General features: G+C 72.3%; 15 protein-coding genes. 6 read left to right on the top strand and 9 right to left on the bottom strand.

The genetic code is table 11. The features are described from left to right. Nucleotides 1-2 precede the first annotated feature (2 nt). The 3 genes from ACGFU6_RS06860 to ACGFU6_RS06850 all read right to left on the bottom strand — a co-directional run bounded on the left by ACGFU6_RS06860 (nt 3) and on the right by ACGFU6_RS06850 (nt 3,344). Nucleotides 3-422: a RidA family protein gene (locus ACGFU6_RS06860; protein ID WP_393608597.1), complete on the bottom strand. Its 420-nt coding sequence runs from the start codon at nt 420-422 to the stop codon at nt 3-5. Between the two features lie 132 nt (nt 423-554). Beyond that, nucleotides 555-1,679: a PQQ-dependent sugar dehydrogenase gene (locus ACGFU6_RS06855; protein WP_393608595.1), complete on the bottom strand. Its 1,125-nt coding sequence runs from the start codon at nt 1,677-1,679 to the stop codon at nt 555-557. Between the two features lie 225 nt (nt 1,680-1,904). Further along, the gene (locus ACGFU6_RS06850) at nt 1,905-3,344 is read right to left on the bottom strand and encodes a dihydrolipoyl dehydrogenase family protein (protein ID WP_393608594.1); all 1,440 of its coding nucleotides are present in this window, start codon (nt 3,342-3,344) and stop codon (nt 1,905-1,907) included. Nucleotides 3,345-3,461: 117 nt separating this feature from the next. On the opposite strand from ACGFU6_RS06850, the gene trxA reads away from it, so the two are divergent. Then, nucleotides 3,462-3,833, top strand: a complete 372-nt coding sequence (gene trxA, locus ACGFU6_RS06845; RefSeq protein WP_393608592.1) for a thioredoxin — start codon at nt 3,462-3,464, stop codon at nt 3,831-3,833. An 82-nt stretch (nt 3,834-3,915) separates the two neighbouring features. Here the strand turns inward: trxA and ACGFU6_RS06840 are convergent, their stop codons facing one another. Both ACGFU6_RS06840 and ACGFU6_RS06835 read right to left on the bottom strand, forming a co-directional pair. Beyond that, the gene (locus tag ACGFU6_RS06840; RefSeq protein ID WP_393608591.1) at nt 3,916-4,284 is read right to left on the bottom strand and encodes a hypothetical protein; all 369 of its coding nucleotides are present in this window, start codon (nt 4,282-4,284) and stop codon (nt 3,916-3,918) included. 58 nt (nt 4,285-4,342) lie between these two features. Further along, complete coding sequence (locus ACGFU6_RS06835) at nt 4,343-5,362, bottom strand: LacI family DNA-binding transcriptional regulator (RefSeq protein ID WP_393608590.1); 1,020 nt, start codon at nt 5,360-5,362, stop codon at nt 4,343-4,345. Nucleotides 5,363-5,471: 109 nt separating this feature from the next. Between ACGFU6_RS06835 and ACGFU6_RS06830 the strand changes: the two genes are divergently transcribed. Further along, nucleotides 5,472-5,939: a type II toxin-antitoxin system PemK/MazF family toxin gene (locus ACGFU6_RS06830; protein ID WP_393608588.1), complete on the top strand. Its 468-nt coding sequence runs from the start codon at nt 5,472-5,474 to the stop codon at nt 5,937-5,939. Nucleotides 5,940-6,052: 113 nt separating this feature from the next. On the opposite strand, the gene ACGFU6_RS06825 is transcribed toward ACGFU6_RS06830, so the two are convergent. Further along, nucleotides 6,053-6,895: a TIGR02452 family protein gene (locus ACGFU6_RS06825; protein ID WP_393608586.1), complete on the bottom strand. Its 843-nt coding sequence runs from the start codon at nt 6,893-6,895 to the stop codon at nt 6,053-6,055. A 147-nt stretch (nt 6,896-7,042) separates the two neighbouring features. Between ACGFU6_RS06825 and egtA the strand changes: the two genes are divergently transcribed. The 4 genes from egtA to egtD are packed head-to-tail and all read left to right on the top strand — an operon-like array spanning nt 7,043 to nt 11,431. Continuing rightward, nucleotides 7,043-8,362 carry an ergothioneine biosynthesis glutamate--cysteine ligase EgtA gene (gene egtA / locus ACGFU6_RS06820; RefSeq protein ID WP_393608585.1) on the top strand — a complete coding sequence of 440 codons (1,320 nt, stop codon included), beginning with the start codon at nt 7,043-7,045 and terminating at the stop codon, nt 8,360-8,362. Then, nucleotides 8,359-9,717: an ergothioneine biosynthesis protein EgtB gene (gene egtB, locus ACGFU6_RS06815; RefSeq protein WP_393608583.1), complete on the top strand. Its 1,359-nt coding sequence runs from the start codon at nt 8,359-8,361 to the stop codon at nt 9,715-9,717. Before egtA ends, egtB begins: the two co-directional genes overlap by 4 nt. After that, nucleotides 9,717-10,472 (top strand): ergothioneine biosynthesis protein EgtC, encoded by a 756-nt coding sequence (gene egtC, locus ACGFU6_RS06810; RefSeq protein ID WP_393608581.1) that lies wholly within the window; start codon nt 9,717-9,719, stop codon nt 10,470-10,472. The genes egtB and egtC overlap by 1 nt, the downstream gene beginning before the upstream one ends. Next, nucleotides 10,469-11,431 (top strand): L-histidine N(alpha)-methyltransferase, encoded by a 963-nt coding sequence (egtD, locus tag ACGFU6_RS06805; protein ID WP_393608580.1) that lies wholly within the window; start codon nt 10,469-10,471, stop codon nt 11,429-11,431. The genes egtC and egtD overlap by 4 nt, the downstream gene beginning before the upstream one ends. Here egtD and ACGFU6_RS06800 read toward each other — a convergent pair. The 3 genes from ACGFU6_RS06800 to ACGFU6_RS06790 form a co-directional block, all read right to left on the bottom strand. Continuing rightward, the gene (locus ACGFU6_RS06800) at nt 11,374-12,243 is read right to left on the bottom strand and encodes a lysophospholipid acyltransferase family protein (protein ID WP_393608579.1); all 870 of its coding nucleotides are present in this window, start codon (nt 12,241-12,243) and stop codon (nt 11,374-11,376) included. The genes egtD and ACGFU6_RS06800 overlap by 58 nt on opposite strands. Beyond that, on the bottom strand, nt 12,240-13,097 hold the full coding sequence (locus tag ACGFU6_RS06795; protein WP_393608577.1) for a GNAT family N-acetyltransferase: 858 nt from the start codon (nt 13,095-13,097) through the stop codon (nt 12,240-12,242). The genes ACGFU6_RS06800 and ACGFU6_RS06795 overlap by 4 nt, the downstream gene beginning before the upstream one ends. A gap of 182 nt (nt 13,098-13,279) precedes the next feature. Further along, complete coding sequence (locus ACGFU6_RS06790) at nt 13,280-14,536, bottom strand: extracellular solute-binding protein (protein ID WP_393608576.1); 1,257 nt, start codon at nt 14,534-14,536, stop codon at nt 13,280-13,282. Nucleotides 14,537-14,670 lie beyond the last annotated feature (134 nt).

Genomic DNA, 14,670 nt, shown 5'->3' with positions numbered 1-14,670 from the left:
CTTCAGCCGCGAAGAGAAGCGGGTCGTTGTCCAGCGCTCGGCGCCACGGCCAGGGCGTCGATCTCGACCCGGAAGTCCGGGTGAACCAGGCCGGCGACCCCCACCAAGGAGCAAGCGGGCGGGTTCTCCGCGTCCTGGTGCTCGTCCCGCACTTTGCGGAACGCGCCCAGGTCGTCCAGATCGGTCAGGTAGACCGTCAGTCTGACCACGTGTTCCAGACCTGAGCCTGCTGCCTCCAGCGCGGTGATCAGGTTCGCGTAGACCTGCCGAACCTGGGCCTCCGCATCCTCTTTGCCGACCGGATTGCCGTCACCGTCCACGGGGACCTGCCCCGAGACGGCGACCATCGCTCCGGTGAAGGCGACCGCGTGGCTGTAGCCGTTGACGGGCGGTGAACCGCTGGGACGTATGAAGTGCTCCATGGCCGCCGATCATGCCACGACCGGAAATCGGCTACCTGTGGGCGGCGCCGCGACCCGCAGGGCCGGGGCCGCGGTTCGCGGTCCCGGCCCTGCGGGCCTCCCGGCCGTCAGTGTGCGGGGTACGTCATCGGCTCACGCCGGGTCGATGCGCGAGATGCTGCCGCCGATGGCGAGAACATACAGTTCGCCGTCGCCGCCCTCCACGAACGAAATGACCTCGCCGCCCTGGACTCCGAGGTCACCCTCGCCGGTGACCTCGCCGTTCTCGATCTGCAGGGTGCGGATCGTGCCGTCGCAGTAGTCGCTGAACACGTACTTTCCCTTGAGGTCGGCGATGGCATCACCGCGGTAGACGTAGCCGCCGGTGACCGAGCAGCCGAGGCCGCTGCGGTCGTACTCGTGGACCGGCGGCACGTGATTCGCGGGCTCGGTACCGCCGCGGAAGGGGTGGTTGCCTTCCATAGAGGACCAGCCGTAGTTCTCGCCGCCCTTGCTGGCCGCGGGAGCCCAGTCGATCTCCTCCCAGTCGCTCTGGCCGACGTCCCCGATCAGCAGGTCGCCCGTGCCCGCGTCGAACGAGAAGCGCCACGGGTTGCGCAGTCCGTACGCCCAGATCTCGCCCTTCGCCGCCGGGTCGTCCACGAACGGGTTGTCCGCCGGGATCGCGTACGGGTCGCCGCCGCCCGGATCGATCCGCAGAAGCTTGCCGAGCAGCGTGCCGAGGTTCTGGCCGTTGCCGTCCGGGTCACCGCCCGATCCACCGTCGCCGAGGCCGATGTAGAGGTAGCCGTCGGGACCGAACATGATGTCGCCGCCGTTGTGGTTCGAGTACGGCTGGGTCTGTGTCAGAACGGTGCGCCGGGTGTCTTGCCTGATCGCGCCGCCCTCCATGGCGAACTCGTCCACGGTGCTTGTGCCTTCGAGGTCCGTGAACGAGATGTAGAAGTGGGCGAAGTCCGGGTCGAACGCGATGCCCAGCAGGCCGCGTTCGCCGTCGATGGTTGTCTCGTCGGAGATGTCCAGGACCGGCTCGCCGATCCCCTGGGCATTCAGAACCCTTACGGTTCCCGCGCGTTCGGCGATCCAGACCGTGCCGTCCGGCCCGGCGGTGCCGGCGGACGGGCTCGTGGCCCGCGCGACTTCGTTGAGGACGACCGACGCCGACTGCTGCGGGGCGGCCGACGCCGTGGCGAGAGCCAGGGACGCGGCGAGACAGGCAGCGCCGATGGTCGCCGTGATTCTGGTGCGTACTTTCACCGTGGCCTCCTGGAGGCGGTGAGTGGGGGGAGGTTACCCAGCCGCTCGGGACAGAGTCGGCTGGGCATCGCGCTCGCCGGCACGCAACCAGGGGTGGGGAATGGCGTGCCGCTGGCACGCACGAGGATAGAGGGACAGGACCCTCTTGGCCTAGACCACAGAAGGGATGGCCCGTTCCGCCCACCGCACCCGCAGGCCTTCGCCGTCCGGCCTCAACTGCCGCTGCTACCCACGGAACGTCTCCAGGAGCCGCAGCCAGATCTCGCTGATCGTCGGGTAGGCGGGTACGGCATGCCAGAGCCGCTCGATGGGGACTTCCGCCGCGACCGCGATCGTCGCCGAATGCAGCAGCTCGCCGGTCCCCGGACCCACGAACGTGACGCCGAGCAGGATCTCCCGGTCGAGGTCGACGATCATGCGGGCGCGGCCCCGGTAGCCGTCCGCGTACAGCCCGGCCCCCGCCACCGCGCCGAGGTCGTGGTCGACGGCCCTGACCCGGTGGCCCGCCTGCTCCGCCTCGGCCAGGGTGAGGCCGACCGAGGCGGCCTCCGGGTCGGTGAAGACGACCTGGGGGACGGCCGCGTGATCGGCGGTGGCCGCGTGGGCGCCCCAGCGGTCCGTCTCCAGCAGCGGGACGCCCTGGGCGCGGGCGGCGATCGCCGCCCCGGCGATGCGGGCCTGGTACTTGCCCTGGTGGGTAAGGAGCGCCCGGTGGTTGACGTCACCGACGGCGTAGAGCCAGCCGGTGCCCTCGACCCGGCAGCTGTCGTCCACGCCGAGCCAGGAACCCGGCTTCAGGTGCACCGTCTCGAGGCCCAGGTCGTCGGTGCGCGGGGCGCGGCCGGTGGCGAAGAGGATCTCGTCGGCCTCGATGCTCTCGCCGTTGTCGAGTTCGACGGTGACCGGTCCGTCGGGCGCCGGGCGCCGCAGCGCGGCGGCCGAGACGCCGAACCGGACATCGGCTCCGGCGGCGGTGAGCGCCTCCGCCACCAGCTCACCGGCGAACGGCTCCATCCGGGGCAGCAGCCCCGCGCCCCGCACCAGCATGGTGACCTCGGAACCCAGCGCGCCCCACACCGTGGCCATCTCCACACCGACCACTCCCCCGCCGACGACGACGAGCCGGCCGGGCACCTCCTTGGCGCTCGTCGCCTCACGGCTGGTCCAGGGGCGGGCCTCCGCGATTCCCGGCAGATCGGGGACCACGGCCCGGCTGCCCGTGCAGACGGCGACGGCGTGCCGGGCGGCGAGCCGGTGCTCCGTGCCGTCGGGCGCAGTGACGGAGACCGCCTTCGTCCCGGTCAGCCGGCCGGTGCCCCGGTAGATGTCCGCGCCGATGCCCTCCAGCCAGGCCACCTGACCGTCGTCCTTCCAGTGCGAGGCGTACGCGTCCCGGTGGGCGAGGACCGCCTCGGTGTCCAGCGGTCCCTGCACGGATCCGCTGAGCCCGGGGACCCGGCGGGCCTCGGCGCGGGCGACGACCGGGCGCAGCAGCGCCTTGCTCGGCATACAGGCCCAGTAGGAACACTCACCGCCGATGAGCTCGGACTCCACGATCGCGGCACTCAGGCCGGCGGCCCTGGCCCGGTCCGCCACGTTCTCACCCACCGGACCGGCACCGATGACCACGACGTCGTACTCGACAGGCTCCACAGCATGTGTCATGAGGACCATTTTGGTCATGGGTGTGCGCGGCGGCCACATGGGCAGGCGGAATAGTGCAAGCAAAGGCACCGTTGTCCGGGGACACGTCCGCACGGGCACAGGAAGAGGTAGCAGAGCATGAGCACCGTAGAGCTCACCAAGGAAAACTTCGATCAGGTCGTCAGCGAGAACGAGTTCGTCCTGATCGACTTCTGGGCTTCCTGGTGCGGCCCGTGTCGGCAGTTCGCCCCGGTCTACGACTCGGCGTCCGAGCGTCACGCCGATCTGGTCTTCGCCAAGGTCGACACGGAGGCGCAGCAGGAGCTGGCCGCGGCCTTCGAGATCCGGTCGATCCCGACGCTCATGATCGTCCGCGACAACGTCGCGGTCTTCTCGCAGCCGGGCGCGCTTCCCGAGGCCGCGCTCGAGGATGTCATCGGTCAGGCCCGGAAGCTGGACATGGACGAGGTCCGCAAGTCCATCGAGGACGAGCAGAAGGAGCAGAAGTAGGCGTTTCGTACAAGCGCGCGAAACGCGTCGGGGCCCGGCCGGGACGGCCGGGCCCCGACGCGTTTCGGGTCGGCGGCCTGACTCAGCCGTCCGTGCCCTTCTCCGGGACGGGCTGCTCCGGGCTCTGCTCGTCCGAGGCCGGCTGGTCCCGGACAGGGTGCTCCGGGGCCTGCTCGTCCGGCTCGGACCCGTCCGAGATCCGGGCCGAGATTCCGTAGTCGAGTTCCGAGCCGTCGACCAGAATCGCCTCGACGGTCTGCGTGGCCGGGTCGATGTCCGCCACCATGCCCTCCCCGGCGTATCGGGGGTAGCCGGACTCGCCCGTCGCGCCGGTCGCCTCCACGACCGCCGACCGGATGGTCCGCCCCGGGCCGGGGGCGCCGGCACCGGCGTCCTTGGTGTCGGCGAACTGGGGGACCAGCAGGATCTCGTAACTCTGCGGATGGCTCATGGTCATGACGCTAGGCAAGGGAGGTCCGCCGCGCACGTTGCCGCGCTGGAGGGGCCGCTCAGCTCGATTCGCGGTGGACGGCCCGCGCCCGCAGCAGGTCGTGCCGCTCGGGTTCCTTTCCGGGACGCCGCACCAGCCGGTCGACCAGGTCGGCGAGCGACAGCTCCGTGTCCAGTCCCATGCGCACGCTGCTGAGCCTGGGCCGCAGCAGCCTCCCCAGCATCAGGTCGTCCGCGCCGACCACGGCGGTCTCGCCGGGGATGTCGATGCCCGCGTCCTGCAGCGCCCGCATCAGGAGCATCGCGTGGATGTCGTCGTGCGCGAAGACGGCGTCCAGGCCGAGCGTGCGCCAGCGGGCGGCGAGCGCGGCGGCCGACTCCTCGTCGTGGCGCAGTGGCAGTGGCACGATGCGGGCCCTGCCTTCGGCGGCCTGCCGGGCGCCGGTGAGTCTGGGTCCGGCGAACAGCGCGGGGCCCGGCTCCCCGGGCATCACCACGCCGATCCGGCGCCGGCCGCGTTCCAGCAGGTGGCTGACGGCGCAGTGGCCGACCTTGCGCTGGTCCATGATCAGCGCGTGGGCACCCGCCACGGGCTGCGGTCCGAGCGTGATCACGGCCTTGGCGCCGGAGCGCCGAAGCACGGCGGTGCCCTGCGGGGTGAGGGGGACGGAGCCTGGCGCGATGACGGCGACGGGCCGCAGCTCCGCCCAGGCGCGGGCCGCGTCGTCTGCGTCCAGTCCGAGGGAGCCGTACTGGACCACGGTGTAGTCGAGGCGGCGCAGTCCGGATTCCAGCTCGTGGAGGAAGCGGTGGTGCAGTGGGCCGGCGGGAAATCCCCCGATGGGCAGCAGCACCATGCGGGAGTGCCCGGCGCGCAGGCTCCGGGCGGCGGCGTGCGGTACGTAACCGAGTTCGGCGGCCGCGTCGCGCACCCGGCGGCGGGTCGGATCGCTGATCCGCACGGCCGCGTTGTTGTTCAGTACGTAGGACACGGTGGCCCGGGAGACGCCGGCGAGCCGCGCCACGTCGGCGCTGGTCGGAACGGGGCCTTCGGCGGGCTGCTCGGGTAACTGAATCATGGCGTCGGGCAGTCTTACAGACCCGTTCGGTACGGCCGCGCTCCGGTCCCCGTAGCGGTTTCGCAGCCCCGCTCCCCGCGAGGGGCCGTGCAGGTTCTACGGTGTTGCGATGACCATCCAGCACCGCAGCGACATCAATGACGGCTCGGCCGCCTCTCCCGGCCGCACCGGGCCCGGCGCCACCTCCGAGGCCGACCCGCACGGGGTGGGCCCGGTCCGCGCCACGTACGCCCCCGACCGGGACGGCGATCCCGACCCCGGCGAAATCGTCTGGACCTGGGTGCCGTTCGAGGAGAACGACGGGCGCGGCAAGGACCGTCCGGTTCTCGTCGTGGCACGCGAGGAGGCGGGCACCCTGCTCGCCGTTCAGCTGTCCAGCAAGCAGCACGACCAGCAGCGCGAGTGGGTGGCGCTGGGTGCGGGGCCCTGGGACAGCTCGGGGCGACAGTCCTGGGTCGATCTGGACCGGGTGCTCCGGGTCCACGAGGACGGGATGCGGCGCGAGGCGTGCGCCCTGGACCGGGACAGGTTCGACCTGGTCGCCGGGCGGCTCCGGGAGCTCTACGGCTGGAAGTGACGGCTCCCGCGGCCCGTCGCTTCCAGGGGTGCCCCCGTGGATCAGTGGCGGGCCGCGGACCCGAACGGCCCAGACCGGCCGTGCCGGCTGGCGTCGAAGCCTACGGCTCAACGTCAGGGTGAGGGTTGACCCGTCGCACCGAACACGCGATCGAAGGCCGCTCTGGTGGGCGATGCGCCGTCGCGGTCGAGGATGCCGAACACGACCTGCTCGAAGTGGCCCGCGAACCGGCCGCCGTCGGCCAGCAGCGCGCGGAACACGCCCGCCACCTCCGCCGGATCGTTTTGGAACACGCCGCAGCCCCAGGCGCCCAGCACCAGCCTGCGGTAGCCGCGCACCGCCGCGACCTCCAGCACCCGCTCGGCCCGGGAGGCGAGGGCGGCCGCGATCAGGTGCGCCGAGCCGGGAGCGGTGCGGCGGATCACCCCGGCGTTGGGGGCGGGCGAGGTGAGGAATCCCGCCATGTACGGGGTGCCGAGGAGCCGGCCCCGGTCGTCGCGGAAGACCGGCACGCCCGGTGAGTGGATGACCCGGTCGGTGTAGAAGGCGCTGCGTTCGGCGCAGTGGTGGGCGTAGAACTCCGGGGCGCGGCGCAGCGTGGCGTACAGGGCGGAGCCCCGGCACAGGGCCTCCTCCTGAGCCTGGGCCCCGTTGAGGTAACCGCCGCCGGGATTGCGGGCGGAGGCGTAGTTCAGGACGGCGACCCTGCCCGGCCGTTCGCCGGTCATCCGGGCGGCCGCACGCAGGCTGCTCTCGCCGGTCACCTCGATGGCCGGTGTGCGGTCGCGGTCCGGCGAAGCCACCGGCACCGGCTCGGGACCGTACAGCGCGGTGCCCGAGAGGGCGGCTTTCAGCGCCCTCTCGATGCTCACTTCCCGCCCCTGCGGCGTGCGGTAGAACCCCGCCTCGACGATGGACTCGGTCTCACGCGCGATGCCGCGCAGCCGGGCGCTCACCGGCCCTCCCCCTTATGGTGCATACGGGGCATGATCGACGCTCCCCCGGCTCGGACGCAACCGGGTTTCCGATGCGCCGGGGCACTCTTGTGCGAACTCCCGGCAGGGGTTTGGGTAGGACGGACGCACCGGCAAAGGAGGCCCGGCATGTCATCCGAAACGTCCGGCGGCCACGGTCCGCCCGACCACGCCCCGCCCCTCGGCGAGGGCGAGGCGGAGGATCTACTGCGCGGCATCTGCTTCAAGACGGGACCGCCGCGCATCGTTGGGGTCGAGCTCGAATGGCTCCTGCACGATCGAGACCGTCCGCACAGTCCCGTCCCGCACCACCGCCTCGAAGCGGCCGCAGCCGCCGTCCGGGCGCTGCCCCTGAACGCCGCGGTCACCTTCGAACCCGGCGGACAGCTGGAGCTCAGCTCACAGCCCGCCGATTCCCTCATGGCGTGTGTCAACGACACCGCCGACGACCTCGTCTGCGTACGTGCCGCGCTCGACCGGCTGGGTCTCACCGCCGTCGGGCTCGGCGTCGATCCCTGGCAAACGCCGCGCAGGCTGCTGCGCGAACCCCGCTACGAGGCCATGGAGAAGGCCCTGGACCGATGGGGTCCGGCGGGCCGCGCCATGATGTGCACGACCGCGTCCGTCCAGGTCTGCCTGGACGCCGGGGAGGAGGAGCCCGGCCCGCTCGGTTACGGGCGGCGCTGGCAAATGGCCCATCTGCTGGGTGCGGTGCTGGTGGCGGCGTTCGCCAACTCGCCGTTCCGGCAGGGCAGGCCGACGCCGTGGCGGTCCGCGCGACAGTCGCTGTGGGCCGACCTCGACCCGCTGCGCACGCTCGCCCCGGCCGGATCGCTGCCGGCCCGGGACGCCTGGGCCTCGCACGTCCTGGACACGCCGGTCCTGTGCATCCGTGGCGAGGAGGCGCCGTGGTCCGTACCCGAGGGGCTCAGCCTCCGGGAGTGGATCCGCTCCGGGGCGCCGCGCCGCCCGGACCGGTCCGACCTCGATTACCACATCACCACGCTGTTCCCGCCGGTCCGTCCGCGCGGGCACCTCGAACTGCGCATGATCGACGCGCAGTCCGGTACCGACGGATGGCTCGTGCCGCTCGCGGTCACCACTGCCCTGTTCGACGACCCGGAGGCCGCCGAGACCGTGTACCGCACCGTCAAACCGCTGGCCGAGACCGCGGGGCCGCTGGCCGCTCCGCGCAATCCGCTCTGGCTCGCCGCCGCCCGGGACGGGCTGGCCGATCCCGAACTGCGGGTGGCGGCCAACGCCTGCTTCGAGCTGGCCCTGGACGCGCTGCCCAGGATGGGTGCGACGCGGGCGGTGCGGGACGCGGTGGCGGACTTCCACGACCGGTACGTCGCACGGGGCCGATGTCCCGCCGACGATCTCCGGGCAGCCATGCTCGCACCCGACCGGACGGACGGCCGGTACGACCCGAAGGGGACCCTCTCATGACCGACTCCCCCGCGACCTCACCCGCCGGGCCGCAGCGCCCGGACGCACCCGGCGCACTGGACCCCGAGGTGCTCCGCGAGCGCGCCGTCGCCGCGCTCCTCACCGCACGGGAGCGCACCACGCTGCTCACCGACAGCGTGGACGACAACGAACTCATCGCCCAGCACTCACCGTTGATGTCGCCCCTGGTCTGGGACCTCGCGCACATCGGCAACCAGGAAGAGCTGTGGCTGCTGCGCGACGTAGGCGGACGGGAGGCGATGCGCCCGGACATCGACGGCCTGTACGACGCCTTCGAGCATCCCAGGGCCACCCGCCCCTCCCTCCCGCTGCTGGCCCCCGCCGAGGCCAGGTCGTACGCCGCCGAGGTGCGCGGCCGGGCCCTGGACGTACTGGGGGCGGCCCCGCTCGGCGGACGCCCGCTGCTGCGGTCCGCGTTCGCCTTCGGGATGATCGCGCAGCACGAACAGCAGCACGACGAGACCATGCTGATCACCCATCAACTGCGTTCGGGGCCCGCCGCGCTCAGCGCCCCCGAGCCGCCCCGGGCATCCGACGCGACCACGCTCCCGGCCGAAGTGCTGGTCCCTGGCGGCCCCTTCACCATGGGCACCTCGACCGAGCCGTGGGCCCTGGACAACGAACGCCCCGCGCACCGGCGCGAGGTTCCCGCCTTCTTCCTCGACACCGCCCCGGTGACCTGCGGTGCGTACCGGGCGTTCATCGAGGACGGCGGCTACACCGAGCAGCGCTGGTGGGCGCCCGAAGGATGGGCGATGGTCCGTGAACACGAGCTGACGGCACCGCAGTTCTGGCACCGGGAGGCCGGCCAGTGGCTGCGCCGGCGCTTCGGCGTGACCGAACCGGTGCCGGCTGACGAGCCGGTGCTGCACGTCAGCTGGTACGAGGCGGACGCGTACGCCCGCTGGGCCGGGCGCAGGCTGCCGACCGAGGCCGAGTGGGAGAAGGCGGCCCGCCACGACCCTGCCGCCGGACGGTCCCGGCGCTTTCCGTGGGGCGACGAGGAGCCCACACCGGAGCGCGCCAACCTCGGCCAACGTCATCTGCGGCCCGCCCCGGCCGGGGCGTACCCGGCCGGCCGGTCGCCGTCCGGCGCGGGGCAGCTGATCGGGGACGTGTGGGAGTGGACGTCGAGCGACTTCCTGCCCTACCCGGGCTTCGCGCCGTTCCCGTACCGCGAGTACTCGGAGGTGTTCTTCGGTCCGGGGCACAAGGTGCTGCGCGGCGGTTCCTTCGCGGTGGACGCGGTGGCCTGCCGGGGTACGTTCCGCAACTGGGACCTGCCGGTCCGGCGGCAGATCTTCTCGGGGTTCCGGACCGCGAGGGATGCCTGATGTGTCGTCATATCGCATATGTGGGGCCGCCGGTGCCCCTGGGCGAGGTGCTGACCGAGCCCGCGCACTCGCTGGTGCGCCAGTCCTGGGAGCCGCGCCGGCAGCGGCACGGGACGGTCAACGCGGACGGCTTCGGCGTCGGCTGGTACGCGGACGGGGACCCGGTCCCCGGACGTTACCGCCGGCCGGGGCCCGTCTGGGGCGACCGGACATTCGCGGATCTGGCCAGAGTGGTGCGCAGCCGTGCCGTGCTGGCCGCGGTCCGCGATGCGACCGAGTTCGATCCGGACGGCGAGGCGGCGGCCGCGCCGTTCGCCGGGGGCGAGGTGCTGTTCAGCCACAACGGCGCGGTGAAGGGCTGGCCCGGGTCGATGGCGCCGCTCGCGGCGACCCTGCCCGCGGCCGAACTCCTGCGGCTGGCCGCACGCTGTGACTCGGCGCTGGTCTGGGCCCTGGTGCGGCACCGGCTCGCGGCGGGCGACGCGCTCCCGCAGGCCGTCGCGGACACCGTGCTGGAGGTCGCCGAGGCGGCCCCCGGCTCCCGGCTCAACCTGTTGCTCACCGACGGTTCCACGATCGTGGCGACGGCCTGGGGCGACACCCTCTGGTACCGGTCCGAGCCCGGCCGCCACGCGATCGTGGCCTCGGAGCCCTACGACGACGATCCACTCTGGCGCGAGGTCCCCGACCGCACCCTGCTCACCGCGACCCGCGCCGATGTTCTGCTGACCCCGCTCAAGGAGCCCACCGAGTGAGTCCCTTTCTGCTGACCCGCAACCTGCCGGTGGACGCGACGGACGCGGCGCTGCGCGCCGACGTGCTGGACGGTCTGACCCGGCAGCCGAAGACCCTGCCGCCCAAGTGGTTCTACGACGCCCGAGGCAGCGAGCTGTTCGAGGAGATCACCCGGCTGCCCGAGTACTACCCCACCCGTGCCGAGCGGGAGATCCTGATCGACCGGGCCGGCGAGATCGCCGCCGCGTCCGGCGCCCGGACCCTGGTGGAACTGGGTTCGGGATCCTCGGAGAAGACCCGGCACCTGCTCGACGCACTGCCGGAGCTGCACACCTACGTGCCGGTCGACGTGAGCGAGAGCGCGCTGCGCGGGGCGGCCGAGGCGCTGCTCGAGGAGCGGCCCGGCCTGTCCGTGCACGCGCTCATCGCCGACTTCACCGGCGCGCTGACGCTGCCCGAGACCCCGGGGCCGAGGCTGGTGGTGTTCCTGGGCGGCACCATCGGCAATCTGCTGCCCAGGGAGCGGGCCGCGTTCCTGACGTCCGTGCGCTCGCTCCTCTCCCCCGGTGACAGCCTGCTGCTCGGTACGGACCTGGTGAAGGACGAGGACGTGCTCGTAGCGGCGTACGACGACGCCGCGGGAGTCACGGCGGCGTTCAACCGGAACGTGCTGTCGGTCGTCGACCGGGAGCTGGGGGCCGACTTCGAGCCTGCCGACTTCGAGCACGTGGCCCGCTGGAACCCGGAGCGGGAGTGGATCGAGATGCGGCTGCGGGCCCGCCGGGACCTGACGGTGAAGATTCCGGAGCTGGATCTGGTGGTGCCGTTCGAGGCCGGTGAGGAGCTGCGGACCGAGGTGTCCGCGAAGTTCCGCGAGGACGGTGTACGGGACGAACTGGGCCGGGCCGGGCTGCGGCTGGCTCAGTGGTGGACGGACGCTGCGGGCAGGTTCGCGCTGTCGCTGGCCACGGTGGACTGAGCCAGCCGGGCCAGGGCACGGCGGCCGGGCACCGTGCCCGCCGGGATCGGCGTGGCTACGTGGATCCCGGCGGTCAGCCCGGCCGCCCGCACCACCCGCCAGAGCGAGGCGGTCAGCGGGTCGTCGCCGACGAAGGCCGCGGCGCCCGCCCGGGCGCGGTGGTCCCGCGGTCCGTGCAGGTAGCGGATGCGCAGCGGCTGGACCGCGGCCCCGGCGTCGATCGCGGCCTGGAACGCGGCAGGCCGGAACCGGCCGCCCGGCCCCCGGCCGCACCAGGTGCTGCCCTCCGGGAAGACCACGACCCGCGCGCCGCCCCGCAGCGCCGACGCGACGGCGCGCACGGTGGCTGGCAGCGCACGCAGCCGCTCGCGTTCGACGAACAGGGTGCCGCCGAGCGCCGCCAGCGGGCCGAGCAGCGGCCAGCGGCGGATGTCGCTCTTGGCCAGCATCCGGCCGGGGCACACGGCCGCGACCAGCGGGATGTCCAGCCAGGAGACATGGTTGGCGACCACGAGCACCCCCGGGGCGCCGCCGCCTGCGCTCGCCGCGCCACCCCGCGCGGCGGGCGGCCCGGTGACCCGCACCCGTACCCCGAAGGCCCGCAGCACGCCGTGCGCCCAGCACCGGATCAGCCGCTCCCGGCCGGCCCCGCCGAGCAGGGGCAGGGTGAGCGGGGCGCACAGCACCCCGGCGAGGGTCAGCGCGCATCCGGCCAGCAGCAGGGCCCCCGCGGGGACCGGGTGTCTGGCCCGGCCGTCGTGGACCGCGCAGCCGGGCGGGGTGCACGGGGAGGCGGGCAGCCAGTGGCTCATTGCTGCGGGGCGAGCGAGAGGAAGTGGCGGAGGTAGCGCGGGTCGGTGCCGCGCAGCGACAGCAGTACGTACAGATCGGCGACGTTGAACTCGGGGTCGTGGGCGGGCGCCCCGCAGACGCGGGCGCCGAGGCGCAGATAGCCGCGCAGCAACGCCGGGAGCGCGGCGAGCCCGCCGGGACCGGCGGGAAGCGCGGCAGGGGCCTGCCAGAGCCGGTGCGGGGAGACCCAGTAGTCCTCGGGTGCCAGGTGCTTGTTCCGTACGGTCTCCCAGGCGCGGGCCGCCGCCCCGCCGCCGTCGGTCAGGGGTATCGAGCAGCAGCCGGCCAGCCAGTTGTGCCCGGTCCGCTCCATGTAGCGGGCCAGGCCGGCCCAGATCAGGGCGATGACGGCACCGTCGCGGTGGGCCGGGTGGACGCAGGAGCGGCCGACCTCGACCAGGTCGTCGCGTATCGGGTCGAGCCTGGCGAGGTCGAACTCGCCCTCGGCGTAGAGGCGTCCGGCGATCCGGGCCCGCTCGGGCGGCAGCAGGCGGTAGGTGGCGACGATGTCGCCGGTGGACGTCTCGCGGACCAGCAGGTGGTCGCAGTACGCGTCGAACGCGTCGCTGTCCAGGCCCGGTTCGGGGCCCTCGAGGCGGGCGCCGAACTCGGCGGCGAAGACCTGGTGGCGCAGACGCTGGGCGGCGCGCACCTCCTCCTGGTCCACGGCGAGGGAGACCCGGTAGCGCGGCGGGGCGGTGGGGCCGGCCTGCTGCTGCGTCTGCTGCCGCTGCGTGGGAACGGGCGGGACGGGAGCGGCAGGAGCGGCAGTGGGGGTCGGGGAGGTGGCGGGGGCGGTGGGCAGCGCGTGCATGACGGTCTCCGGGGACGGATCGGCAGGGGCGGCTGCCGGGCCGCCGCAACGGTGCGGCGGCCCGGCTCCCTACTTCTTCCGTGACCGGCTGGATTCGACGTGACCGCCATGGAGAGCCGGGATGTGCGACGGCTGAATCCCGCGGTGCGCGCCGGTCCGTCCCACCGTCCGACCGCTCGCGGTCAGCTCCCCGCGAGCACTGCGGTGATCTTCTCCGAGGCCGTCTTCGCCTCCTTGGCCGGGTCACCGCCCTCGAGCACGGCCGTCATGTACAGCTTGATCGGGTTGTCGGCCTCCACCGCCGCCCACTGCGGCGAGTTGGGGGTGGCGTGGCCCTGGGCGGCGCCCTCGGCCATCGCGGCGGTGCTCTCCTCGCCCTCGATGACATGGGCCAGGGTGGTCTTGTTGGGCACGTAGCTCATGGACTTGGCCAGCGCCTCCTGCCACTTGGCACCGGCCAGCTCCTTGATCACGTCGATGCCGGCGCTGCGCCGGTGCGCCTTCTCCGGGACGATCAGATCGGATCCACCGGTGAATACGGAACCGGGTGCCTTCGCGGTCTTGCCCGGGATCGGGAAGTAACCCAGTTTTCCCTTGAGTTCGGGATTCGCCTTCTCGATCAGCGTCGCGGTACTGGGAGTGGAAATGATCTGTGCGACATCCCCCTTGGCGAACACATTTGCCTGTGGGGGCTTTTCCTCGTCCGCGTCCTTGGGCCCGGCACCGAGCGCCTGGAGCCGCTCGTAGAACTTCATGCCCCTGAGGGCCGCGGCGGAGTTGAGCGCACCCTTCCAGTCGCCGGTCTTCTCGCTCGCGAGTTCGCCGCCCTCGTCCCAGATGAACCCGGCCAGTACGTACCAGTTCTGGCCCGGCAGATACATGCCCTGATCACCGTCGCTGTTCAGCATCTCGCTGTCCGCGATCCACTGCTCGCGCGTCTTCGGCGGGGACTTGATGCCGGCCTGCTCGAAGAGGTCCTTGTTGTAGATCACCACCCGGTTGGCCGCGTACCAGGGGATTCCGTACTGGACGCCGCCGATGCTGCCCGGTTCGGCGAGGCCGGGCAGCCAGTCCTCGCTGCCGAGATCACGCATGGACTCCAGGGTCAGATCGCGCAGTCCGCCGCTCTCCGCGTACTGAGCGACCTGGGTGTTGCCGACCTCGATGACATCCGGGGTGTCCTTTCCGCCCAGGGCTTTGATGACCTTCGGCCCGATACCGCTCCAGCTCTGGATCCTGAAGTCCAGTTCGACCGATGAGTGCGCCTCTTCGTACGACTTCTTGAAACGGTCCAGGAAATCGGGACTGACGCTGTCCTTCATCAGCCAGATCGTGACTTTCTTGCTGCCGGAGCCACCCGAACCGGGGATCACTCCGCAGCCACCCAGTGCGGCTACGGATATCAGGGCAACAGCTCCTACGAGCATGCGGTTCTTCACGGGGTCACCTTCTGCGAAACGGCACGACAAAATCAGGACCCGGTGTGGGGGACTGCGGGCTGCGCTCGCACGGGCGTGGCTGGATTTTGGTATGGACCAATACTTTGGTCAAGGCGGGTTCCGGACGCGCGACC

It is taken from the genome of Streptomyces sp. NPDC048462 (genome assembly GCF_043200175.1).
Classification (GTDB): domain Bacteria; phylum Actinomycetota; class Actinomycetes; order Streptomycetales; family Streptomycetaceae; genus Streptomyces.
Note: the sequence above shows the minus strand (reverse complement) of the source record. Positions and strands in the feature narration are given on the sequence as shown.